We start from the raw sequence: 22,013 nt of genomic DNA, 5'->3' as shown, positions 1-22,013 counted from the left end.
CCGTGCTCGGCGGCGTAGATGTCGGAGATGCGCAGGACGTCGGCCTGCAGACCCTTGAGGTCGAGGGACATCAGATCGCGACCGGCGCCTTGATGTGCGGCCAGGGCTCGTAGCCCTCGAGCACGAAGTCCTCCAGCCGGTAGGCGAACAGGTCGTCGCGCGGCGTGATGGTCATGGTCGGGGCGGGCAGGGGCTCGCGGCTCAACTGCAGCTCGGCCTGTTCGACGTGGTTCAGATACAGGTGGGCGTCGCCGAAGGTGTGGACGAACTCGCCGGGCTTCAGCCCGCACACCTGCGCCACCATCATGGTCAGCAGGGCGTAGGAGGCGATGTTGAACGGCACGCCCAGAAACACGTCGGCGCTGCGCTGGTACAGCTGGCAGCTCAGCTTGCCGTCGGCGACGAAGAACTGGAACAGGCAGTGGCAGGGCGGCAGGGCCATGTCGTCGACGTCGGCCGGGTTCCACGCCGAAACGATGTGGCGGCGGCTGTTGGGATTGGTCTTCAGGCCTTCGACCAGCTTGGTGATCTGGTCGATCACCCGGCCGTCGGGCGCGGCCCACGAGCGCCACTGCTTGCCGTAGACGGGACCCAGCTCGCCCTCGGCGTCGGCCCATTCGTTCCAGATGCTGACGCCGTTGTCCTTGAGCCAGCCGATGTTGGTCTCGCCGCGCAGGAACCACAGCAGTTCGACGATGATCGACCGCAGGTGCAGCTTTTTTGTCGTCAGGACCGGAAAGCCCTTGGCCAGATCGAACCGCATCTGCCGCCCGAAGACGCCCAGCGTCCCGGTGCCCGTCCGGTCGTCGCGTTGCGCCCCGTTGTCGAGGATGTCGCGCAGCAGGTTGAGGTATTGCCACTCGGGATGGTCGGACGCGACGGCGCCGGAGCGGGCGTGGACGTCTGCGAGAAGGACCTGGGCGTTCATGAGGAGAGTTGACCCCCGAATCACCTCCTCAGTCCAACCTCTTTGAAGACGACTTGATGCAGGTTGTGGGTATCAAAGCCGACCTTGTGGGCCGATCAGTCCCGCGTCCGGTCCCGCCGCGCCTGCGCCAGCTGGGCGCGGTTCTTGACCGCCCAGTCGCGCTTGACCGTGATCGGCTTGCCGGAGCCGGCTCCGACGGGCTTGCGTCGCTTCACCCCCGGCTGGATCAGGCCATAGCGCCTTCGCGAATAGGCGCGGGCGCAGTCCATGCAGTGGCGATAGGTGCGCGCCGCATACGAGGCGTGCCAGTTGCGGCCCTCCTGGAGCACGGTCTCGCATTCCCGGCAGCGATGCATCCGCCGTCAGCCCCGGAATCCGTCCTGATCCAGAAACGCCTGCTCGTCCGGCGTCGTCTCCCGGCCGAGCGCACGGTTCCGGTGGGGGAAACGGCCGAACCTCGCGATGACCTCGTGATGATGCTCGGCCCAGCGGTCGTTGGCGGGCCGGTCCATGGCCTGGAACAGAACCACCTGCCGGTCCTGCATGGCCATGTCCTCGGCGTGCTGCAGCGGCAGGTAGAAGAAGCGGCGCAGATCGTTCTCGACCAGCCGATCCTGTCCGGCGTCCAGCGCCATGACCGCGAAATGCCGCGCCAGCGGATCGGTGGCGAAGGCGTGCCCCGTGCCCCGGAACCCGTTCCTCGGAAACTGGTCCAGCAGGATCAGCAGCGCCAGCAATCCCTCCGGCGTCTCCGCCCAGTGATCCAGCTCGCGCCGGGCCGCCATGAAATGCGCCGTCTCGAACCTCTGGCGGAACAGGGCGTCGAAGGCGTCGTCCTTGGCGAACCACTTCTTCGGCCCGGCCTCTTTCCAGAAGCCGACGACGTCCGATGGCGCTATCTGTGTGTTCATGACCGATCAAATAGCCACGCCGCTGCCCGTGTTCCATGACCGCGACTGCGATCTGTCGATCGTCCGCGGCAAGCGGGTCGCCGTGATCGGCTACGGCAGTCAGGGCCGCACCCATGCGCTGAACCTGCGCGATTCCGGCGTGGCCGACATCGTCATCGGCCTCAAGACCGGCTCGGCCACCCGCGCCAGGGCCGAGGCCGACGGCTTTCCGGTCATGACCGCCGGCGAAGCCGCCGCGGACGCCGACGTGGTCGCCGTCATGGTCTCGGACGAGGCCCACCGCGATCTGTGGGCGAACGAACTGGCTCCGGCGATGAAGCCCGGCGCGGCCCTGATCTTCGCCCACGGCCTGTCGGTCCGGTTCGGACTGGTCCGGCCGCGCGCCGATCTGGATGTCATCCTGGCCTCGCCCAAGGGCATCGGGCCGCGCATCCGCGATCTCTATGTCGAAGGGCAGGGGGTCTTCGCCCTGTTCGGCGTGCATCAGGACGCCACCGGCGGCGCCCATGCGCTCGGCCTGTCCTACGCCGCCGCCCTGGGCTGCGGCCGCAAGGGCATTCTGGAAACGACTTTCGCCGCCGAATGCGAAAGCGACCTGTTCGGCGAGCAGGTGGTGCTGTGCGGCGGGGTCGGCGAACTGATCGACGCCGCCTTCATGAAGCTGGTCGACGCCGGCTATCCGCCCGAGGTGGCCTGGTTCGAATGCTTCTACGAGGTCAAGCTGGTCACCGACCTGATGTTCGAGCGCGGCATCGCCGGGGCGTTCGGCAAGATCTCCAACACGGCCGAGTACGGCGCCTATCTGACCGGCCCCCGCATCATCGGCGAGCCGTCGCGCGCCGCCATGGACGAGGTTCTGTCGGAAGTCCGCTCAGGTTCGTTCGTGAAACGGCTGATGGCCGACTATTATGCCGGCTCGCCCGACCTGCTGGCCCGGCGCAAGGCGCTGGGCGAACGCACGATCGAGGCCGTGGGCGCGCATCTGAACGCTGTGGCGGCGAAGGCGGGGGATTGAGGCGGGGAACCTCGGGGCCCCGAAGGGCTGTCTCTGTTCTTTCCGGGGAAAGATGGTCGGAGTGAGAGGATTCGAACCTCCGACCCCTGCGTCCCGAACGCAGTGCTCTACCAGGCTGAGCCACACTCCGACTTGAGGAGGGGGCTTATAGCCACGGGTTTTCACGCCCGCAAGCGCCGTTTCGCGGTCGATGAAAATAGTCTCGAAACCGGTTCTTGCATCGTCCGCGGCCTTCGCGTATCTCGACCGCCTTCCGGCGCTTCGGCCCCGGATGCGCCGGACCTGCTGGGGAATGGTGTAATGGTAACACTCCGGTTTTTGGTACCGTCATTCTAGGTTCGAGTCCTAGTTCCCCAGCCATCCGTCCTTCCTCTGACTTTGCGGCATGCCGGCGTCCAGGACTGACGCAGGCGCATGCCGGAGCCTAGTGCGCCGCGGTCGTGTCCAGGGGCAGGCGAATGCGTACGCCGACCCCGGCCTCGGGCGCCGTTTCGATGTTCATCGAGCCGCCGAGGTGTTCGACCAGTCCCTGGACCAGCGACAGACCCTCGCCGGGGATCAGCGCCTCCGCCCCGACGCCCGAATCCCGGACGACCAGGCTGACCCCGCCGACGGCGCGCGAGAAGGCGACCGCGATGGACCCGCGGCGCTCGCCCGGGAAGGCGTGGCGGCAGGCGTTGGAAATCAGCTCATGGGTGATGATGGCCAGCGGCAGCAGATGGCTGTCCGGCAGCAGGGCCGCCTGGCCGCGGACATCGATTCGCACCGATCGGCTCTCGCAGGCCCGGGTCCAGAAGGTCGCGACGTCATCCAGATAGCCGGCGAAATCCAGCGGGCCGTCGGCCGTCATGCGTCGGCTGATCAGTTCCATCGCCGCCGTGACGTCGCTGAGCCAGGCCAGATGGCGCACGCTCTCCGGGTCGGTCACGCTGCGCAGTCGGATCCCGACGAGGGTCTGCAACAGCTGGTAGCCGCCCAGAAGACGTCGCTGAAGTTCGACGACGCGGTCTTCGGCTGTTGCGGCCATTGCGCCCCCGGGCATTGGAAAAACACCGGATTTTCCTAGCTCAACCGGACCGGTTAGCCAATGGCGCGGACTGACCCGCGCGGCGATTTCAGCCGCCCAGGGCGATCGTCAACCCGACCAGGGCGGCCCCCAGCAGCACCATCGCCAACCCCGCCCACAAGGGCCGCCGGCCGGTGATCCGCCCGAAGGCGTATCCCGTCAGGAACAGCAGGCCGATGGCGACGGCGTTGGACACGCGCATGGCCGGTTCGACGCTCTCCATGACCATGAAGGGGATGGTGACCGGGAAGGTCGAGAGGAAGACCAGCAGGAAGACGCCGCCCGCGCCGCGCAGATCGTCCAGACCGAGCCGCGCCCGGGCCGGAAGCTCCGGAAGCGCCGCCACGCGCGCGCGGATCGATTCGAGATCGGCCGGCAGAAGGCTGTCGGCCAGCACCCGGGGCAGGGCCTCCGCGACGAGCCGCCCGGCCCGCTGCGGATCCGTTGTCTCGCGCACGGCGCGGAGGGTCGCCAGGCCCCGGTTGTTCTCGGCCCCGCTGAACATGAGATAGAGGATGGCGTCGATGATCGCCCAGGCCAGGTTGCAACCCAGCGCGCCGATCAGCATGGCGCGCACATCGTCCCGACCCGCGTCGACCACGCTGAGCGAGCCGGTGAAGGTCAGCACCATGATCAGGCCGAACAGGACCTCGGACACGCGGTCGATCGGCTCGAGCACGCGGCCGGAGGAACGGGTGAGGATGGCCATCCGCGACGCCTCCTGACGAAAGCGCCACTGTGCCCAGCCCGGCCGCCGCGGCCTATCGGGTCGACAACCGAGGGACCGCCGGGTCCGGTTAGCGGCAATCACGCGCGCTTGGCGTTGAAAAACACCGGATTTTCGCCGCCGGGCCGAACCAATTCGCTAATCGCGCGTTCGACTGTCCGCTAACCGACACAATGGTGTACTGCGGTCGGTTTGCGTGGGGGTGTTGTGTGTCGAATCCGCCGGACCTCAGGGTCATGATCGTCGAAGACCAGGCCCTGCTCGCGATGGAGCTGGAGCTCGTACTCGGCGAATCCGGCTGCGACGTGGTCGGCTGCGCCATGGACAAGGCCGGCGCCTTCGCCATCGCCGAGCGCGAACGGCCCGACCTGGCCCTGATCGACGTCAACCTGCTGGATGGTCTGACGGGGCCGCAGATCGCCCAGCGCGTGGTCAGCGAGTTCGGCTGCGCCGTCGTCTTCCTGACCGCCAACCCCGAACAGATTCCGGAGGGTTTCGCCGGGGCCCTCGGAGCCGTGTCCAAGCCGTTCGACGAAGCCACGATCCAGGCCGTCGTGGTGTTTGCGCGCCAGTTCATCCAGCAGCGGACCCTGGGAGAGGCGCCGCGCCGGTTCCGTCTGGCGCCCTGGCTGACCACGCCGCCCGCCGACATCGCGCCGCACTGACCCCGTGGCCCGTGCGGCGCTGCTCGCGGTCAGTCGATCTTGAGGCGGACGAAGACCATGCCCCCGTCCGGGTCGCCGCCGTATGACGGCTCCAGCCCGTCCGGCACGCTGTTGACGCTGTAGAGCGCCCCCAGGCCGAAGCGGACGTTCTCCGCCACCCGCCAGTCCCGAACCGCGCCGACGGACGCCTTGGAAACGGTGTAGAGGGCGCCGTGGCCGCCGCCCGGTCCCGCGATCAATTCGTCGGTTTCGATGCGCTCGGCCCGCGCGAACACGGTCCACAGCCCGTCCGGAGTAAAGGCCGTCTCCGCCAGCCAGGCGTCCTTGGATTCGTCGTGGTCATTGGTCTTTCGGCCCCAGGCCAGGGTCGAAGACCACCAGCCGTCGGGGCCGATGCGTCGCGCGTGGATCGCACTGGCGGACAATTTCGTCTCGTTCTCGTCGGGCTCCAGCTGCTCCGGGCCGGTCACGTCGGCCCAGGAAGCCTGCAGCGACCATTCGGCCGACGGATTCCAGGATGCCCGGACCGCCCAGCTGTCCAGTTCGGGCGTCTCGATGTCGTAGCGATTCTCATCGGGTTCACGGCCGCGGAACGACGAGGCCTCGAGCTTGAATGCGTCATGGACCCAGCCCAGGGTCGCGACGCCGAAGACGATGTGCGTCGAGTCCAGCCAGTGGTGCGTGATCGGAGCCTCCGGACTGTCCATGGCGCTCATGCGATGCATGAAGGCCGGCGGCCCGAAGGCGGGCTCGCCGGGCAGGCCGACGTAGGCGAAGACGCTGTCCTTCTCGCCCAGGCGGCGCGCATAGGACGCCGACAGCTCCATGACCAGTTCGTGAGGGTGCTGGCGATCAACCAGGGGCGTGACCCCATCCGCCGTCTCGCCGGCGGCCAGCAGCAGGGGGAAGCCGTCCTTGCCCATGAAGGGCTCGGGGCTCAGCATGGCGCGCAGGTTGAGGGTCGAGCCATCGGCGAAATCACGCCGGGCGGCCCCCATGATCATGCCGCTGACGAAGGTCTTCTCGTCGCCGCGCGGTCCGTTCTGCCAGTCATGGACGAGGTTCAGCTGGGCATGGCCCATCAGGGACCAGTCGCCGCTACGGGCGTGAACGCCGCCATGCTCCGACAGGTCGGGCTGCCAGCTGGTGCCGGAGGCGTCGCGCGTCATCGGCCAGGGACCGAGCGCGCTGGTCATCGGGTGCTCCATCGCCGCCATGTCATGTCCGGCGTGGGGATCAGGGGCCGGCGTCTGCGCAGGGGGCATGACCATGCCGGGGGTGTGAACATGGGCCTGCGGCGCGGCATGTCCTGCATGAGGATCGGCGGGCGGGGTCCGGGGCGCGGGCGCCGCGACCGGCGGGGCAGGGTGATGGGCGTGGTCCTGCGCGGCGGCGGGCAGGGCCAGCGCGAGCAAGGATGCGCCCGTAAGGAACGCGGGAAGACGGACAGCCATCAAGGCCTCCTGAACAGCATGGAAGATCGCGCGCCGCCGGAGCGACGCCGTGAAGACGGGACGCGATCAGGCCTTGGGCGGACCATGTTCAGGCGTGGGCGACAGCCCCACCGGGAGGGCGGCCGGGACAGAAACGGCGGGAGCCCCGGGATGGAAGGCCATGTCGCGCTCCGGCGGCTGCAACGCCGGCGCGACGACGCAGGAGACGCAGCATGCCATGGCGGTCATGGGCTTTTCGGGCTCCGCGGGAGAGTCCGGGGCCTCAGGGTGCGATTGCGGGGTCGCGACGGCCTCATGACACGGCGCCGCGTCTCCTGCCGTCGCCGAAGCCGGAACGGCGCCCAGCAGCAGGACCGACAGGCCGCCCAGCAGCATCAGGATGAGGTTCAGGCTTCGCACGGTCCTCATCTAGGCGCGATCGCCCGGGGGCTCAAGCGAGGCCGCCCGTCAGGTCCAGTCCGGGCGCCTGTGGCGGTCCGCCGTCCGGATTCATGTCGAGCTGCATCAGGGTGACGTCCAGCCAGCGCTCGAACTTCCATCCGACCTGGCGGTAGACGCCCGCCTCCCGGAAGCCCAACGACCGGTGCAGAGCGATGGACGCGGCGCTGGTTTCGCTGTCGCTGATCGCGCCGATGACGTGCCGCAGCCCCATCGCCCGGGCGTGGTCGACCAGGGCGATCAGCAAGCACCGGCCGACCCCGCTGCCGCGCGCGTTCTCCTCGACATAGATCGAACCTTCGACGCCATATCGATAGGCCGGCCGCGGCCTGAAGGGAGAGGCGTAGGCATAGCCGGCGAACCGGCCGTCCACCTCGGCGACCAGCCAGGGCAGGCCGTGACGCCTGACCGCCTCGAACCGGTCCGTCATCTCCGCCAGCGTGGGCGGGGTGGTCTCGAAGGTCGCCGTGCCGCCGACGACCTCACGGCCGTACAGGGCGGCGATAGCGGCGAGGTCGCCTTCGTCTGCGTCGCGGAGGAGGGGCGTCATGGTCGTCGCGCAGGCGGATCAGGTCCGCTCCCAGCCCTTCTCGATGGCCCAGACCGCGAAGGCGTAGTCGTGGGCGACCTCCTTCAGATAGTCGAACCGGCCCGAAGAGCCCGCGTGGCCCGCCTCCATGTTGATCTTGAGCAGGATCGGCTTGCCCGAGGTCGTCGCCGGCCGCAGCCTGGCGACCCATTTCTCGGGCTCCCAATAGGTCACGCGCGGATCCGACAGGCCGCCCGTGGCCAGGACCGCAGGGTAGGGGAGCGCCCCGACCTGGTCGTAGGGGCTGTAGCTCATCATATAGTCGTAGGCCTCGGGGTCCTCGATCGGATTGCCCCATTCGGGCCATTCAGGCGGCGTCAGCGGCAGGCTGGTGTCGCTCATGGTGTTGATCACGTCGACGAAGGGCACGCCGCCGATGACGCCGGCCCACAGGTCGGGCCGCATGTTGTTGATCGCCCCCATCAGCATGCCGCCGGCCGAGCGGCCCTCGGCCACGATGTTCCCGGCCCTGGCGTAGTTGCGCGAGATCAGGTGTTCGGCCGCGGCGATGAAGTCGGTGAAGGTGTTCTTCTTGGTCATCCGCCGGGCGGTCAGGAACCAGTTCCAGCCCTTGTCGGAACCGCCGCGGATATGGGCGATGGCGTAGATCCAGCCGCGGTCCACGAGCGACAGCCGGTTGGTCGAGAAGCTGGCCGGGATCGGATTGCCGTAGGAGCCATAGCCGTACAGCAGCAGCGGCGCCGAGCCGTCGCCCGGCGTCGACTTGCGGCGCAGCACCGTCACCGGCACCAGCTCGCCGTCGGGGGCGGGGGCGTTCAGCCGCTCGACCACATAGTCGGCGGGATCATGGCCGGACGGGACCTCCTGGACCTTGCGCAGGGTCCGCTCCCGCGTCGCCAGGTCGTAGTCATAGGTCGAGGTCGGCGTGGACGGCGAGTTGTAGCCGTATCGCATGGTCGTGGTGTCGAACTCCGACGCCCCGGCCAGCGACAGGGAGTAGGCGGGCTCGTCCACGGCGATCTCGTGCTCGGCGCCGGCGCGGTCGCGGATGACGATCTTGGTATTGGCGTCGGCCCGCTCCTGACGGCCGATGTAGTCCTTCACCAGGGCCACGCCCTCGATGAAACGACCCGGCGCATGGGCGACCAGATCGGTCCAGTTGGCCCTGGCCGGCGAGGCGGTCGGGGCCTCGACGATCTTGAAGTCGATGGAGTCGTCGGCGTTGGTGCGGATCACCCAGCGGTCGCCCCAGTGGTCGGGTTCGTACAGCCGTCCGACCTGGCGCGGCTCCAGCACGACCGGCGTAGCGGTCGGCGTCGCGGCCGGGATCACCCGGGCTTCCGAGGTCTCCTGATTGGCGATGGAGATCAGGATGAAGGCGTCGTCGGCCGTGCGGCTCACGCTGATGAACATGCCGTCGTCGGTTTCCTCGTAGACGAGGCTGGTCTCGCCGCCGCGCACGGGGCGCCGGAAGATCTTGTCGGGCCGGCCGTTGTCGTCGCGATTGGTCCAGAAGATCCACTGGCTGTCGGGCGAGAAGGTGAAGTCGCCGGTGGCGGAGCCGATCGGGTCCGGCAGCACCGCGCCGGTCGCCAGATCCTTGACGTAGATATGGTGCACCTCGGACCCCTGCGCGTCCTCGGCGTAGGCGAACAGGGCGTGGTCGGGGCTGTGATCCGCCGCCGAAACCTCGGAATAGGCCTTGCCTTCGGCGAGTGCATTGGCGTCCAGCAACATCTGCGCCTCGCCGCCCGATCGGGGCTTGCGCATGTACCGGGGGTGCTGATCCCCCGTCCGGTACTCGACGAAATACTCCCAGGCGCCGTCGGGCGAGGGGACCGAACTGTCGGCCTCCTTGATGCGCCCCTTCATCTCCTCGAACATCGCCGCCTGCAGCGGCAGGGTCGAGGCCATCATCGCCTCGCGATAGGCGTTCTCGGCCAGCAGATGCTCCTTCACATCCGCCTTGATCAGCGTCGGGTCACGCAGGACCGCCTGCCAGTTGTCGTCCTTCATCCACTGGTAGTCGTCGGTGCGCACGCGCCCCAGCTGTTCGATCGTCACGGGGATCTTCTTCGCCACGGGCGGGACGGGACGGTTCTGCGGCATCGGGGCTCCGGGCGTGCGGGCTGAGACGGGAAGGGCGCTCGCGGCCAGCGCGGCGGCGGACGTGGCGAGCAGGTCGCGGCGGTTCATGGAAGGCCCCCTGATTTGATCGCGGACCTTGTGCGCGCGGGCGACCCGCCGTCAAATGAACAAATGCCGCTGACCCGCCAGGGGAATGATGTTCGATCTTCAGACGCCGCCAGAACCCGTTCAGGAGCCGCCGCCCGCCGCCGGCCTGTCCCTTCCATCGTGGGATCTCACGGTCGGACTGATCAGCGCGACAGTGCAGATCGACCAGATGAACGGCGACGGCACGCGCCGCGTGGGGACCGCCTTTCTGATTGACGCTCCGCGTCCGGACGGGGAGCCCAGGACCGTATTGGTCACCGCCCACCATGTGGTGTCGGGCATGAGCGCGCCGGAGGCGAGGATCGGCTGGCGGGTGGAGGTCCCGGGAGGGGGATGGCGTTTCGCCCCCGAGCCGCTCCGCATCCGCGACGAGGCGGGCGAGCCGGTCTGGGTAAAACATCCGGACCGGGACATCGCCGTGATGGAGGTGTCCGCGCCCCCGGTCTTCGCCCGCGCCGCCATACCTCTGGCCTGGCTCGCCGACCGGAATACGCTGGACGCCTGGCAGGTCGGGCCGGGCGACGAGCTCTTCACCCTCGGCTTTCCGCGCGGATACGCCTCCAATACGGCGGGCTTTCCGATCCTGCGCGTCGGCCGCGTCGGGTCATGGCCCTTGACGCCTATAGACAGCTTTCCGGTCTTCCTTCTTGATTTCCCGGTTTTTCCCGGGAATTCCGGCGGCCCGGTCTTTTGGACGCCGGCGGCGCGCAAGCTGCCCGGGACGGTTCAGCCCGGCCATCCGTTCATCGCCGGCGTCCTTACGTCCGAGGTTCGTCCGGGTGACGAACCGCTGGGCATCGGCCTGGTCGCTCACGCCAACTATGTGCGAGAGGCGATCGCCTTGCTGGACGCCGCGGAACGGGTGTCAGAAGGGCCGTAGGGCGGCGCCTGGCGCTGGATTCGTTTTGCGCATAAGATATATTATGCGAAATGCCTGATGCGGATCAGGCCGGGATCGCCTCGGATTGGTCACGCGAAGCAGCTGTGGCCCTTCGCGCGCCAGAACGACCGCGAGCGGATGCGCGGAAGGCTCAGTCGCGGCGGTTGCGGGCCTGGAGCCTCGCCGCCAGGCTCGACGTGTCCCATCGCGCCCCCCCCATGGACTGCACTTCGGAATAGAATTGATCGACCAGGGCCGTGAGCTCCAGACGGGCGCCGTTGCTTTGCGCCTCGTCCAGCACCAGACCCAGATCCTTGCGCATCCAGTCGACGGCGAAGCCGAAGTCGAACCGGCCTTCGGCCATCGTCTTCCAACGGTTGTCCATCTGCCACGACTGGGCCGCGCCCTTCGAAATGGCCTCATAGACCGCGTCCGTGTCGAGGCCGGCGACCTCGGCGAAATGGACCGCCTCGGCCAGCCCCTGGACGACCCCGGCGATGGCGATCTGGTTGACCATCTTGGTCAGTTGGCCCGCGCCCGACGGCCCCATGTGTTGGACGGCCTTCGAATAGGCCATGATCGCGGGCCCGGCCTTCGCCAGCGCGCCCGCGTCGCCGCCCGCCATGACGCTGAGCTGTCCGTTCTCGGCCCCCGCCTGCCCGCCGGACACCGGCGCATCGATGAAGGCGCAGCCTCGTCCGGCCGCGAGCACCGACATTTCGCGAGCGACCCTGGCCGAGGTGGTCGTGTGATCGACGATGATTGCGCCGGCGTTCAGATGCGGCAACGCCTCGGTCACGACCTGCCGTACGTCGTCGTCATTGCCCACGCACAGGATAAACAGGTCCGCGCCCGCCGCGGCCCCGGCGACCGTCGCGGCGAACCGGCCGCCGCTGGCTTGCGCCCAGTCCCGCGCCTTGTCGGCGCTGCGGTTGAAACCGGCGACCTCATGTCCTGCCTGAACAAGATGCCGCGCCATCGGCCCGCCCATGACGCCCAGGCCGGCGAAACCGATCTTCATCATTCAGGCTCCGGAGCGACGCCGTAACGGCCGCGATAGTAGACAAGCGCCGGCCCGGGCGCTGTTTCGAAACTCCGGACCGCGCCGACGATGGTCAGATGATCGCCCATGACGATTCGCTCCGTCGCCAGGCAGTCCAGTCGCGTGAGGGCGTTCTTCAGGCGCGGCGGCTCGGCGCTGGAGCTGTCGAACTCGTCGGACGACAGCCGGCAGACGCCCCAGGCGAAGCGGTCCGACATCTCCCGGTCCTCGGCAGGCAGCATATGGACGGCGAAACGGTCGGCGGATGCGAAGGCGTTGTGCCGGTCCGAATCGCGGTCCAGGCACCACAGCACCAACGGAGGCTTCAGTGACACCGAGGTGAAGGAGTTGATCGTGATCCCGAGGGGCCCCTCCCCTGTATGCGCGGTCACCACGCAGACGCCGGTGGCGAAACCGCCCAGCGCGCGGCGGTACGCCGGGATGTCGAACGTGGTTTCCGGGAGCGTGCTCACCCCCTGACGACTAGGCGACGGTCAGCGTCGGAGCAAGTCCGGCCCGTATGGGAAACGCGGTCTTAACCTTGCGGCGTCCATCGTCGACGTCAGTTCGACTGACAAGGCCCGCGTCCCATGTCCATGAGCGATCGTCCGATCCTCATCAAGAAGGTCAAGAAAGTCATCGGCGGCGGCCATCATGGCGGTGCGTGGAAGGTGGCCTATGCCGACTTCGTCACGGCGATGATGGCCTTCTTCCTGTTGATGTGGCTGATCAACACGACCGACCCGGAACAGAAGCGCGGCATCGCCGAATATTTTGCGCCCGCCAGCGTCTCTCAGACGACGTCCGGATCGGGCGGCATTCTGGGCGGAACATCGCTCGGCGACGATGGGTCCAAGGCTTCGGGGTCCTCGTCGGTCATCAGCGAACTGGCTCCCGAAGCGCCCGCGGACGCCCCGCCCGAGGCCGGGCAGAGCCAGAACCTCGCCGCGGCCAGCGAAGAGGCCCTGAGGGAGGAAATCGCCCGGCGCGAGGCCGCCGAGTTCTCCTCAGCCGCCGAATCCCTGCGCCAGGCCATGCAGTCGATGCCCGAACTGTCCGAGCTGTCGAAACAGCTGATCATCGACCAGACCCCCGAGGGCCTGCGCATCCAGCTGGTTGATCAGGAGGGCCGTTCGATGTTCGAGCAGAACTCGGCCCGGCCCAATCCGCGCGCCCAGCTGCTGCTGCGCACGATCTCGAAGGTCATCACCCAGCTTCCGAACCGGATTTCCGTGACGGGCCACACCTCGGCGGCCCCGGGATCGAGCCGCGCGACGGGCCCCAACGACTGGACCCTGTCATCGGCGCGCGCCAACGCCTCGCGGCTGATCCTGCAGGCGGCCGGCGTCGATCCGGACCGGGTGTATCAGGTCTCGGGCAAGGCGGGCTCCGATCCGCTGTATCCGGACGATCCGACCCTGGCCGGCAACCGCCGGATCGCCATCGTGCTGCTGCGCGAGGCGCCGGTCCTGCCCACGGACACCAGCCTGTGACGCCCGGCCCCGCACATGCGTGTGGGGTGAACGGGCTTGCCCCGCGGGGCGACGCGGGCGCAAATCAGGGCATGACGTTCGGGCTGCCAAATTGTCGGCGAAATCAGGTGCGGATGTAGGGCCGTGACCTTCGTTCCCCAGCGCCAGCTCCGCTTCTACATGACCTCGGTGGCCCCCTGCCCCTATCTGCCCGGGCAGACCGAGCGGAAGGTGTTCGCCAACCTGCCGTTCAGCGAGGGCGCTTACGTCAATGACGAGCTGACCCAGGCCGGGTTCCGCCGCAGCCAGAACATCGCCTACCGCCCCGCCTGCGAGGCCTGCGACGCCTGCGTCTCGGTGCGGCTGCCGGTGCCCGAGTTCGCCTTCTCGAAGTCGCAACGGCGGGTGCTGAAGCGCAACGCCGACCTGTCGCGGGATCTTGTCGAGGCCGAGGCGACGACCGAGCAGTTCGACCTGCTGCGCCGCTACCTGAACGGCCGCCATCCGGGCGGCGGGATGAGCGCCATGACCTGGCTGGACTATGTCGCCATGGTCGAGGATACCGCCGTCCGAACCCATCTGATCGAGTACCGCCTGCCCTCGCCCGACGGCGGGCCCGGGGATCTGGTAGGGGTGTGCCTGACCGACCTGCTCGGGGACGGGCTGTCGATGGTCTACAGCTTCTTCGAGCCCGAGATGGAAGCCCGCAGCCTGGGCCGGTTCGCCATTCTGGATCATGTCCGGCAGGCGGCGGCGGTGAACCTGCCCTTCGTCTATCTGGGCTACTGGGTCCGGGGCTCGCGCAAGATGGACTACAAGGCGGAGTTCCAGCCGATGGAACAGCTGACCCGGCTGGGCTGGGAGCGGATGGGCCCTACAGCTTCCTGAGACGGACCGGGGATTTGGGCGAACGGACGATCACGCCCTTGGCCTCCAGATCCAGCTGCACGCATTTCGCCCACCAGCCCGCCGTGCTGCCGCCGGGGAAGAGATCCTGAGGCAGGAGCGGCGTCAGCTTCGCCTTGATCTCGGCCGGCGTCGCGCCGGGCTCGGCGGACGGCAGGACCTGCAGATAGGCGTCGCGCATCGCCTCGTATTTGTCGGCGTTCACCGGGGTCTGGCGTCCGGGGCTGACGGCGTTCTCGACCATGATGGTTCGCTTCGACACGGGATGCCTCCTGCGGTCAGGTGCTGGGAACCGAGACGCCGGCCCAGGGCGACGGCTCGGGGGCGTCGGTCTCGCCGTTCCACGGCCCGGGATCCCGCCCTCCCCCGAATTTCACCAGGGCGTCGATCCGTTTCTGGATGGGCGGATGGCTGGCGAACAGCCCTTCGAGGCCGACGCCGTCCGGCTGGTTGTCGAGGAACAGCTGCTGCAGTTCGTCCGGGCCCCTGACCGACGACCGGCCCTCGACCTTGCGCAGGGCCGAGATCATGGCGTCGGGGTTCTTGGTGAGTTCGACCGCGCCGGCGTCGGCGACAAACTCGCGGGTCCGGGAAAGCATCATGCGGATGACGATGGCCAGGGCGTAGCCGACGACGGCGAAGGCGATGCCGATCAGGACCAGCGGGGCCGCGTTCTTGTTGTCGTCGCGCCGGCTGCCGCCGCTCGAATACATCAGCCCCCGGAAGACCAGTTCGGCGATGACGCTGATGATGCCCGCGAAGATCGAGGCGATCACCATGGTGCGCACGTCCTTGTTGATGACGTGGGTGAGCTCATGGGCCAGCACGGCCTCGAGTTCGTCGCGGGTCAGGGTGTTCACGAGGCCGCGGGTGACGGTGACGCTGTACTGGCCCTCGTGCAGGCCGGTGGCGAAGGCGTTGAGGCTGTCGTTGTCGATCACCCGCAGGGTCGGGGTGCGCAGGCCGCGCGAGATGGCGAGGTTTTCCAGCAGGTTGTAGAGATCAGGCTCAGACTTCCTCTCAACCTTCCGGGCGCCGGTCATGAGGTCGATCATGGTCTGGCTGCCGAAATAGGAGATGGCGAACCAGACGGCGGCGATGCCCAGGGCCGTGGGTATGGTTCCCCCCAGCCAGGTCGCGGCCAGAGCCATGTCGTCGCCCAGACCCCGGCCCGTTCCCGGCAGGAAGCCCATACCCATCAGGATCAGCTGCACCCCGTAGATGATGCAGACCATCAGCACGGGGAAGCCGGCCAGCAGCAGGAGCGAACGGGTGTTGTTCGCCCAGATGTGGGTCTGGAGCCCGACGGCGCCCATCAGTACGGTCCCTTACGCCGTGAAGCTGACCTTGGGCGGGGCGGCGGTCATCGTGGCGCGCTCGCCCTCGCCCACGTCGAAGAAGGGCTTGTCGGAGCCGAAGCCGACCATGCCGGCGAACAGGACGGTCGGGAACTGGCGGCGGACGGCGTTGAACTCGCCGACGGCGTTGTTGAAGAAGCGGCGGGCGGCGGCCAGCTTGTTCTCGATGTCCGACAGCTCGCGCTGCAGCTCGAGGTAGTTGGTGTTGGCCTTGAGGTCGGGATAGGCCTCGGCGACGGCGAACAGGCGGCCCAGGGAGGCGGTCAGCATGTTCTCGGCCTGGACCTTGTCATTGATCGAGGTGGCGCCGGCGGCGGCCGCGCGGGCGGCGGTGACGGCGTCCAGGGTGCTGCGCTCGTGCGTGGCGTAGCCCTTCACGGTCTCGACCAGATTGGGGATCAGGTCCTGGCGCTGCTTCAGTTGCACGTCGATGTCGGCGAACGACTGGTCTGCGCGCTGATCGAGGGCGACCAGCTTGTTGTAGGCGCCGACGATGACGAACAGCACCACGGCGACGATGACGGCGATGACGATCAGGGTGGTCAGCATTGCGGTCTCCAGCGTCGGTCGATGATCGACCGTCAGCGATTATCGGGCGCCACGGTCACGCTCGATAGTGAAATCGGCGTCACCTCTCTCAGCCGTCACCCTCGGGCTTGACCCGAGGGCCAGATCGACCGGTGCGCGGTGCAGAGGATTGGCCCTGCGACCGGCGGGCCGTCCTGGAGACCCAGCGGGCACAACGTCTGATCCTCGGGTCAAGCCCGAGGATGACGGGCAGAGGGGCGGTGCGGTGCGGTCTATCTGAATTTCCTCAACCCCCTCGGGCCCTGGCGCCCTGCCCCGGCCCGTTTGCCGAGCCAGTCCTTCCAGTCGGGCCAGTTGCGGCGGCGGGCGCCGCCATCCACCCATTCCGGGCCGTGGGCGCTGTCGAAGACGGTGACGTCGGCGAGGCCGCCCTGTTTGTAGTTCTGCAGCTTCACCCCCTTGCCACGGCCCATTTCGGGCAGTTCGGCGATGGGGAAGATCAGGGCCTTGATGTTGTCGCCGATGGCCGCGACGTGGTCGCCCGTGACGCGCAGGGCGGCGCGCATCTCGCCGTTCAGAACCTGTTTGCCGCCGCGCTTCTGGGCCAGCAACTCGTCCTCCGGCGCGATGAAGCCGTAGCCGGCCTTCGAGGCGATCAGCAGTCTCCCGCCCGGCTGGTGCATCAGCAGGTTCACGATCTCGGCCTTTTCGTCGAGGTCGATCATCAGGCGCAGAGGCTCGCCGTGACCGCGCCCGGAGGCCAGCTTGTCGGCGCCGACGGTGAAGATCCGGCCGTCCGACGCCGCCACCAGCAGCTTGTCGGTCGTATAGCCCGCGACGAGGAAGGCCAGGCTGTCGCCTTCCTTGAACTTGAGTTCGGACGGATCCTCGACCTTGCCCTTGGCCGCCCGGATCCAGCCGCGCTCGGACAGGATGACGGTGATGGCCTCGCGCGGGATGAAGGCCTCGACCGAGGCGTAGGCCGAGGTGTCGACCGCCTCGGCGATGGTGGTGCGGCGCGGCGAGACCAGCGCCTTGCGCACGGCCTCCAGGTCCTTGCCGACCTGTTTCCACTGTTTGGCCGGCGAGGACGACAGCGACTGCAGCGCCGCAAGTTCGTCGGACAGGGCCTTGTATTCGTTCTCGATCGTCATTTCCTCGATCCGCGCCAGCTGGCGCAGACGGGTGTCGAGGATGAAGTCGGCCTGGAGCTCCGACAGGCCGAAGCGCGCGATCAGGACGGCCTTGGGCTGTTCCTCCTCGCGGACGATGCGGATGACCTCGTCGAGGTTGAGGAAGACGATCCGCAGGCCTTCCAGCAGGTGCAGCCGCTTCTCGACGCGCTCGATGCGCCAGTGGGCCCGGCGGACCAGAACGTCGCGGCGGTGATCGAGGAAGGCCTGCAGACAGGCTTTCAGACCCATGACGCGCGGCGTGCCGGTGGCGTCCAGCACGTTCATGTTGATCGGGAAGCGGATCTCGAGGTCGGAGAGCTTGAACAGGCTCTCCATCAGGACCTCGGGCTCGACGGTGCGGGACTTGGGCTCCAGCACCAGCCGGATGTCCTCGGCCGACTCGTCGCGGACGTCGGCCAGCAGCGGGGCCTTCTTCTGTTCCAGCAGGTCGGCGAGATCGGAGATCAGCTTCGACTTCTGGACCTGGTACGGCATCTCGGTGACGATGATGCGCCAGACGCCGCGGCCGAGGTCTTCAGTCTCCCAGCGGGCGCGCAGGCGAACCCCGCCCCGCCCGGTCTCATAGGCGTCGAGGATGGAGGCGTGGCCTTCCACGGCGACGCCGCCGGTCGGGAAATCCGGACCCGGGACGATGGTCGCCAGCTCTTCCGTGGTCGCGTCGGGTCGCTCCAGCAGCACATGGCAGGCGTCGATCAGCTCGCCGACGTTGTGCGGCGGGATCGAGGTGGCCATGCCGACGGCGATGCCCGACGAGCCGTTGGCCAGCAGGTTGGGGAAGCCGGCGGGCAGGACGATCGGCTCCTCGTCCTGGTCGTCATAGGTGGCCTTGAAGTCCACCGAGTCCTGGTCGATGCCCTCCATCAGCAGGACGGCGGCCGGCGTCAGCTTGCACTCGGTGTAGCGCATGGCCGCGGCGTTATCGCCGTCGATGTTGCCGAAGTTCCCTTGCCCGTCGACCAGCGGATAGCGCTGGGAGAAGTCCTGGGCCAGGCGGACCAGGGCGTCGTAGATCGAGGCGTCGCCGTGCGGGTGGTAGCCGCCCATGACCTCGCCGACGACCTTGGCGCATTTGCGCGCCGCCGCCTGCGGGTTCAGCCGCATCTGGTGCATGGCGTACATGATGCGCCGGTGCACCGGCTTGAAGCCGTCGCGCACGTCCGGCAGGGCGCGGTTGGTGATGGTCGACAGCGCATAGGCCAGATAGCGGCGCGACAGCGCCTCGCTCATCGGCTCGTCTACGATGCGTCCGCCTTCCGGCGGCGGGGTATGAACGGTCATGCGGCTTCGAATCGTCTGTCCAAGGGAGGAAGTCTAGCGGCCAACTGTCCGAGTCCCGGGAAAATTCATGGGACAGTTTGGGACAGTTCGGACAATTCGCCGTCCGGCTTCCCGGGCATGGCGGCCATGATCGCGTGGAGTTCGGCGGCGGTTTCCTCGCGCGCCAGAGCGGTAACGCGGCGATAGTCGGCCTCGCTCATGGGGCGGACGTCGACGTCGATGCTGCGGCGCAGCCGGGCCGTGGCCTCGGCCAACCGCATCCACGCGAGGGCCTCGTTCGGTCCGCCGAGCGCGGCCGACTCGGCGGCGCGCCGGAAGGCGAAGCGGGAGAGGCCGTGGGCGTTCGGGCACAGGAGGAGCGCCTCCTCTTCCTCGCGGGCCACACGATCCACCCCGATCGCCTCCTGGAAGGCGGACGGATCGTAGGCGCGTTCTGCCAGGGCCATGTCATAGGCCTCCGCCGCGGTAAGCCGGGGCGCCTCCCAGCCGTCGGTCCGCGCGTGGCGCGAGACGGTGCGGATGTTGAGCTGATGCCGTTCGGCGACGATGCGTATCGAGGCGCCGGCTTCGTAGTCAGCGCGGGCGGCGGCCCACACCTCGATGGGACGGCGGCTGTAGGGTTTTGGGTCTTGCTGGGTCATCCCGCCATTATCAGGCGCCCGGAGACAGTGCTGCAGATTCAGCGGGTCGTTTCGCACATGTCGTTGTTTTCGCGAGAAAACAGTAGCGGCATCAGTGCTAGGTAAAGCCGGGACGCCCGCCCTTCTTGACCCGTCATCCTCGGGCTCGACCCGAGGATCAGACCTTCCGGTGCTCGGGGGCGGAGCGTGCGGTCGCATTCGTGGGGCCGGTCTCACGACCCCGCACGGCCCCACGTCTGATCCTCGGGTCAAGCCCGAGGATGACGAACCGGGAGGGGGGTGATGACGGTGCAGGAGGGGGATGGTCCCCTACAGCCGCCCCTGCTCCCTCAGCTTGTCCACCATCCACACGCGGGCGGGCGGAATCGGCCGGTTCTGCGGGTGGAAGACGAACTGCTCGAGGAAATGGCCGGTCAGGTCGAGGCCCGAGCCGACGTCGCCGTCGCCCAGCCCCGCCTGCGCGCCGAGCATGAACGGCGGCAGTTTCAGCAGCTTGTCGGCATAGGGTGCGCCGGCCTCGCGGCTGACGGCGCGTCCGGTGCGGGGGCTGACCCAGATCAGGTCGTCCATCGTCCCGCTGACCGCGCAGCGCGACAGGTCGAGGCCGAAGCCGAGATCCTCCAGCAGTCCCGCCTCGAAACGCACGAAGATGGCGGGCCAGACGTCCGGCAGGGCGAAGGCGCCCATCAGGGCCTCGAAGGCCAGGAAGGCGCCGGGATGGGGTTCGCGTTCCGGCAGCGACCCCTGCGCCACGGCGGCGGCGGCGGCGAGGCCGGTCAGGGCCAGCGGATCGTCGAACAGGGCGCTGGGCCCCTCCCCCACCGGCTCCAGCCGGGCCGAGCCCAGGTGGTCCGAGGTGCGGGCGCGGTAGTCGGCGGTGACGCGCGCCCCGGCCTGCAGGAAGGGCTTCATCTTGCGCGAGGCCCCGCCGGCGACATAGGCGGCGCGGCGGCCGTGGTTCCCGGTCAGCAGCTCGACGACCACGCCTGTGTCGCCGTGGGCGCGGGCGGACAGGACGAAGGCGTCGTCGGTGAAATCCATGCCCGGTGTTAGCGGGCCCGGCCGGAGTTGGCCATACGTTCCGGTTCGGGAGGCGCGGGCTGCGGCGGCCAGGGTTCATCACAACGAACACAACGGCCTCACAACGAACACGACGGGACCCGGGCCGTGGAAGGAGCGTCGCTCGATGCAAGCGCTATGAGAATTGGGCTTCGCCGCCCTTGTCTGTTTCCAGATAGGCCGGGCTCTCACCCTCTCGCTGAACCCGTTGTGTTCGTTGTGGCGCCGTTGTGTTCGTGGTGATGAACCCGGCTCCCGGCGCACCGCCAGGAAGGCGCTGTCCCTACTGCGCCGCCGCCCTGATCCGGGCCGTCATGTCGCGGGCCAGGGCGTTCGGGATCGGGAAGGTCAGGGCGTAGAGGGCGATGCGCCATTTGCCGTCCTCGCCGCGCACCAGAACGCCCGTGCCGCGGCTGGTGCCGTAGGACTGGCTGTCGAGAGCCTCGTCGAACCAGACCACGCAGCGGCAATCCAGCGGCGCCAGGGTCAGGGCGCGCGAGCGCGGCGTATAGGTCCAGCCCTTGCCCTGCGCGAAGTACGGCTGGGCGTAGGCGCGGAACTCGGCGACCGACCAGTGCTCGGTCACGTCGGTGCCGATGTAGGTCGCGTCCGGGGTGAAGAGGTCGAAATAGGTCGCGCCGTCCGCTTCCGCAGCGGCGCGGTGCAGGGCGTTCAGGGTCGCGGCGGCGGCCTCCTTCTCACGCGAGTCCACGCCGTCGCCCGGCGCGTCCACGATCGGGTTGGCGGCCTCGAAAGCCTTGATTTCGGTCGTCATCGCGCCGGCGAGATCGTTGGGGATCGGATAGCTGAGGGCGTAGCGCAGGACGCGCCACTCGCTCCCGTCGCGGACCAGCATCCCCTCCCCGCGCGCCGTGCCGTAGGTCTGGCTGTCCAGCACCTCGTCGAACCAGGCGACGCAGGCGCAGGGGTCCGGGGCCAGGGTGACGTGCCGCTCGCGGGCCGAATAGGTCCAGCCCTCGCCGCGCGCGAAGACCGGGGCGGCGAAGGCGAGGAAGGCCGGGCGGTCCCAGCGTTCGGAGGTCTCGTTGCCGACCCAGACCATGCCGGGGGCCAGACGGTCCGCCCAGGCGGCGGAGTCGGCGCGGGCGGCGGCGGCGTGCATGGCGTCCAGCGCAGCGGCGGCCTGCTGCTCCGGGGTGGTCTGGATGGCGAGGGCGAGGGTCAGGGCGATCAGGGACATGGGGCACCCTATCCCGGCTTTTCCCGCGCCGTCACCGTGGGAGTTGGTCCTTTATTTAACCGGACGGTTGACAACGAGGTCAGACGGGTTCACTTAACCTGCCAGTTAGATACGAAGCAGGCTTATGCAGACCGATCCGCTCAGCGCCAAATTCGCCGCCCTGGCCGACCCGACCCGCCGGGCCATCCTGGCGCGGCTGTGCGAGGGCGAAGCCAGCGTCAACGACCTGGCCGAACCCTTCGACATGAGCCTGCCGGCCGTGTCGAAACATCTGAAGGTGCTGGAGAAGGCCGGGCTGATCAGCCGGGGCCGCGAGGCCCAGTGGCGCCCTGCCCGCCTCGAACCGATGGGGATGAAGGGCATCGCCGAGTGGATCGAGCACTACCGCCGCTACTGGGACGCCAGCTTCGACCGCCTCGACGCCTATCTCAAGAAAATCCAGAAAGGGGACCCCGATGGCCCA

Annotated in this window: 24 protein-coding genes and 2 tRNA genes; 7 read left to right on the top strand and 19 right to left on the bottom strand. The window is 68.4% G+C overall.

What is annotated here, in order from left to right; all coding sequences use genetic code 11:
- Positions 1 to 70: 70 nt before the first annotated feature.
- The 3 genes from V6M42_RS09435 to V6M42_RS09425 form a co-directional block, all read right to left on the bottom strand.
- On the bottom strand, positions 71 to 928 hold the full coding sequence (locus V6M42_RS09435) for a thymidylate synthase (protein ID WP_332678312.1): 858 nt from the start codon (positions 926 to 928) through the stop codon (positions 71 to 73).
- A 95-nt stretch (positions 929 to 1,023) separates the two neighbouring features.
- The gene (locus tag V6M42_RS09430) at positions 1,024 to 1,257 is read right to left on the bottom strand and encodes a hypothetical protein (protein WP_332659580.1); all 234 of its coding nucleotides are present in this window, start codon (positions 1,255 to 1,257) and stop codon (positions 1,024 to 1,026) included.
- Between the two features lie 33 nt (positions 1,258 to 1,290).
- Positions 1,291 to 1,839 carry a DUF924 family protein gene (locus V6M42_RS09425; RefSeq protein WP_332678311.1) on the bottom strand — a complete coding sequence of 183 codons (549 nt, stop codon included), beginning with the start codon at positions 1,837 to 1,839 and terminating at the stop codon, positions 1,291 to 1,293.
- On the opposite strand from V6M42_RS09425, the gene ilvC reads away from it, so the two are divergent.
- Complete coding sequence (gene ilvC / locus V6M42_RS09420) at positions 1,838 to 2,854, top strand: ketol-acid reductoisomerase (RefSeq protein ID WP_332678310.1); 1,017 nt, start codon at positions 1,838 to 1,840, stop codon at positions 2,852 to 2,854. The genes V6M42_RS09425 and ilvC overlap by 2 nt on opposite strands.
- Positions 2,855 to 2,907: 53 nt before the next feature.
- On the opposite strand, the gene V6M42_RS09415 is transcribed toward ilvC, so the two are convergent.
- Positions 2,908 to 2,984 (bottom strand) — tRNA-Pro (locus V6M42_RS09415).
- A gap of 156 nt (positions 2,985 to 3,140) precedes the next feature.
- Between V6M42_RS09415 and V6M42_RS09410 the strand changes: the two genes are divergently transcribed.
- A tRNA-Gln gene (locus V6M42_RS09410) sits at positions 3,141 to 3,214 on the top strand.
- Between the two features lie 64 nt (positions 3,215 to 3,278).
- Here the strand turns inward: V6M42_RS09410 and V6M42_RS09405 are convergent.
- Complete coding sequence (locus V6M42_RS09405) at positions 3,279 to 3,881, bottom strand: sensor histidine kinase (RefSeq protein ID WP_332678309.1); 603 nt, start codon at positions 3,879 to 3,881, stop codon at positions 3,279 to 3,281.
- An 88-nt stretch (positions 3,882 to 3,969) separates the two neighbouring features.
- Complete coding sequence (locus V6M42_RS09400) at positions 3,970 to 4,629, bottom strand: VIT1/CCC1 transporter family protein (protein ID WP_332659584.1); 660 nt, start codon at positions 4,627 to 4,629, stop codon at positions 3,970 to 3,972.
- A 254-nt stretch (positions 4,630 to 4,883) separates the two neighbouring features.
- On the opposite strand from V6M42_RS09400, the gene V6M42_RS09395 reads away from it, so the two are divergent.
- Entirely contained in the window at positions 4,884 to 5,312 is a 429-nt protein-coding gene (locus V6M42_RS09395; protein WP_332659585.1) for a response regulator, read from the top strand.
- Positions 5,313 to 5,341: 29 nt separating this feature from the next.
- On the opposite strand, the gene V6M42_RS09390 is transcribed toward V6M42_RS09395, so the two are convergent.
- The 4 genes from V6M42_RS09390 to V6M42_RS09375 form a co-directional block, all read right to left on the bottom strand.
- A complete protein-coding gene (locus V6M42_RS09390) occupies positions 5,342 to 6,766 on the bottom strand; it encodes a hypothetical protein (protein ID WP_332678308.1) in 1,425 nt (474 codons plus the stop codon).
- A gap of 66 nt (positions 6,767 to 6,832) precedes the next feature.
- Entirely contained in the window at positions 6,833 to 7,174 is a 342-nt protein-coding gene (locus V6M42_RS09385) for a hypothetical protein (protein ID WP_332678307.1), read from the bottom strand.
- A gap of 22 nt (positions 7,175 to 7,196) precedes the next feature.
- Complete coding sequence (locus V6M42_RS09380; RefSeq protein ID WP_332678306.1) at positions 7,197 to 7,754, bottom strand: GNAT family N-acetyltransferase; 558 nt, start codon at positions 7,752 to 7,754, stop codon at positions 7,197 to 7,199.
- An 18-nt stretch (positions 7,755 to 7,772) separates the two neighbouring features.
- Positions 7,773 to 9,950, bottom strand: a complete 2,178-nt coding sequence (locus V6M42_RS09375; protein WP_332678305.1) for a S9 family peptidase — start codon at positions 9,948 to 9,950, stop codon at positions 7,773 to 7,775.
- Positions 9,951 to 10,035: 85 nt separating this feature from the next.
- On the opposite strand from V6M42_RS09375, the gene V6M42_RS09370 reads away from it, so the two are divergent.
- Positions 10,036 to 10,869: a trypsin-like serine peptidase gene (locus tag V6M42_RS09370; RefSeq protein ID WP_332678304.1), complete on the top strand. Its 834-nt coding sequence runs from the start codon at positions 10,036 to 10,038 to the stop codon at positions 10,867 to 10,869.
- A 151-nt stretch (positions 10,870 to 11,020) separates the two neighbouring features.
- Here V6M42_RS09370 and V6M42_RS09365 read toward each other — a convergent pair whose 3' ends face one another.
- Both V6M42_RS09365 and V6M42_RS09360 read right to left on the bottom strand, forming a co-directional pair.
- The gene (locus V6M42_RS09365; protein ID WP_332678313.1) at positions 11,021 to 11,890 is read right to left on the bottom strand and encodes an NAD(P)-dependent oxidoreductase; all 870 of its coding nucleotides are present in this window, start codon (positions 11,888 to 11,890) and stop codon (positions 11,021 to 11,023) included.
- A complete protein-coding gene (locus V6M42_RS09360) occupies positions 11,890 to 12,384 on the bottom strand; it encodes a flavin reductase family protein (protein WP_332659591.1) in 495 nt (164 codons plus the stop codon). Before V6M42_RS09360 ends, V6M42_RS09365 begins: the two co-directional genes overlap by 1 nt.
- A 117-nt stretch (positions 12,385 to 12,501) precedes the next feature.
- On the opposite strand from V6M42_RS09360, the gene V6M42_RS09355 reads away from it, so the two are divergent.
- Together V6M42_RS09355 and V6M42_RS09350 are read left to right on the top strand one after the other, a co-directional pair.
- Entirely contained in the window at positions 12,502 to 13,404 is a 903-nt protein-coding gene (locus V6M42_RS09355) for a flagellar motor protein MotB (protein ID WP_332659592.1), read from the top strand.
- Between the two features lie 123 nt (positions 13,405 to 13,527).
- Positions 13,528 to 14,271 (top strand): arginyltransferase, encoded by a 744-nt coding sequence (locus V6M42_RS09350; RefSeq protein ID WP_332678303.1) that lies wholly within the window; start codon positions 13,528 to 13,530, stop codon positions 14,269 to 14,271.
- Here the strand turns inward: V6M42_RS09350 and V6M42_RS09345 are convergent.
- From V6M42_RS09345 to V6M42_RS09315, 7 genes are all read right to left on the bottom strand, one after another.
- Positions 14,258 to 14,551, bottom strand: a complete 294-nt coding sequence (locus V6M42_RS09345) for a DUF6958 family protein (RefSeq protein WP_332678302.1) — start codon at positions 14,549 to 14,551, stop codon at positions 14,258 to 14,260. The two genes, V6M42_RS09350 and V6M42_RS09345, sit on opposite strands and share 14 nt — an antisense overlap.
- A gap of 16 nt (positions 14,552 to 14,567) precedes the next feature.
- Entirely contained in the window at positions 14,568 to 15,605 is a 1,038-nt protein-coding gene (locus V6M42_RS09340) for a M48 family metallopeptidase (protein ID WP_332678301.1), read from the bottom strand.
- Between the two features lie 12 nt (positions 15,606 to 15,617).
- Positions 15,618 to 16,196, bottom strand: coding sequence for a LemA family protein (locus tag V6M42_RS09335; protein WP_332659597.1), 579 nt, complete (start codon positions 16,194 to 16,196; stop codon positions 15,618 to 15,620).
- 251 nt (positions 16,197 to 16,447) lie between these two features.
- Positions 16,448 to 18,649 (bottom strand): DNA topoisomerase IV subunit A, encoded by a 2,202-nt coding sequence (gene parC / locus V6M42_RS09330; RefSeq protein ID WP_332678300.1) that lies wholly within the window; start codon positions 18,647 to 18,649, stop codon positions 16,448 to 16,450.
- A 65-nt stretch (positions 18,650 to 18,714) separates the two neighbouring features.
- Positions 18,715 to 19,290 carry a hypothetical protein gene (locus tag V6M42_RS09325; RefSeq protein ID WP_332678299.1) on the bottom strand — a complete coding sequence of 192 codons (576 nt, stop codon included), beginning with the start codon at positions 19,288 to 19,290 and terminating at the stop codon, positions 18,715 to 18,717.
- A gap of 309 nt (positions 19,291 to 19,599) precedes the next feature.
- Positions 19,600 to 20,331, bottom strand: coding sequence for a DNA repair protein RecO (gene recO / locus V6M42_RS09320; protein ID WP_332678298.1), 732 nt, complete (start codon positions 20,329 to 20,331; stop codon positions 19,600 to 19,602).
- Positions 20,332 to 20,632: 301 nt separating this feature from the next.
- The gene (locus tag V6M42_RS09315; RefSeq protein ID WP_332659602.1) at positions 20,633 to 21,550 is read right to left on the bottom strand and encodes a nuclear transport factor 2 family protein; all 918 of its coding nucleotides are present in this window, start codon (positions 21,548 to 21,550) and stop codon (positions 20,633 to 20,635) included.
- Between the two features lie 124 nt (positions 21,551 to 21,674).
- Between V6M42_RS09315 and V6M42_RS09310 the strand changes: the two genes are divergently transcribed.
- Positions 21,675 to 22,013 (top strand): ArsR/SmtB family transcription factor (locus V6M42_RS09310; RefSeq protein WP_332678297.1); only part of this gene is annotated, 339 nt, incomplete at its 3' end.

Origin of the sequence: Brevundimonas sp., assembly GCF_036677305.1 — a bacterium.
GTDB lineage: Bacteria > Pseudomonadota > Alphaproteobacteria > Caulobacterales > Caulobacteraceae > Brevundimonas.
This window is presented reverse-complemented; position numbering and strand designations above follow the sequence as displayed.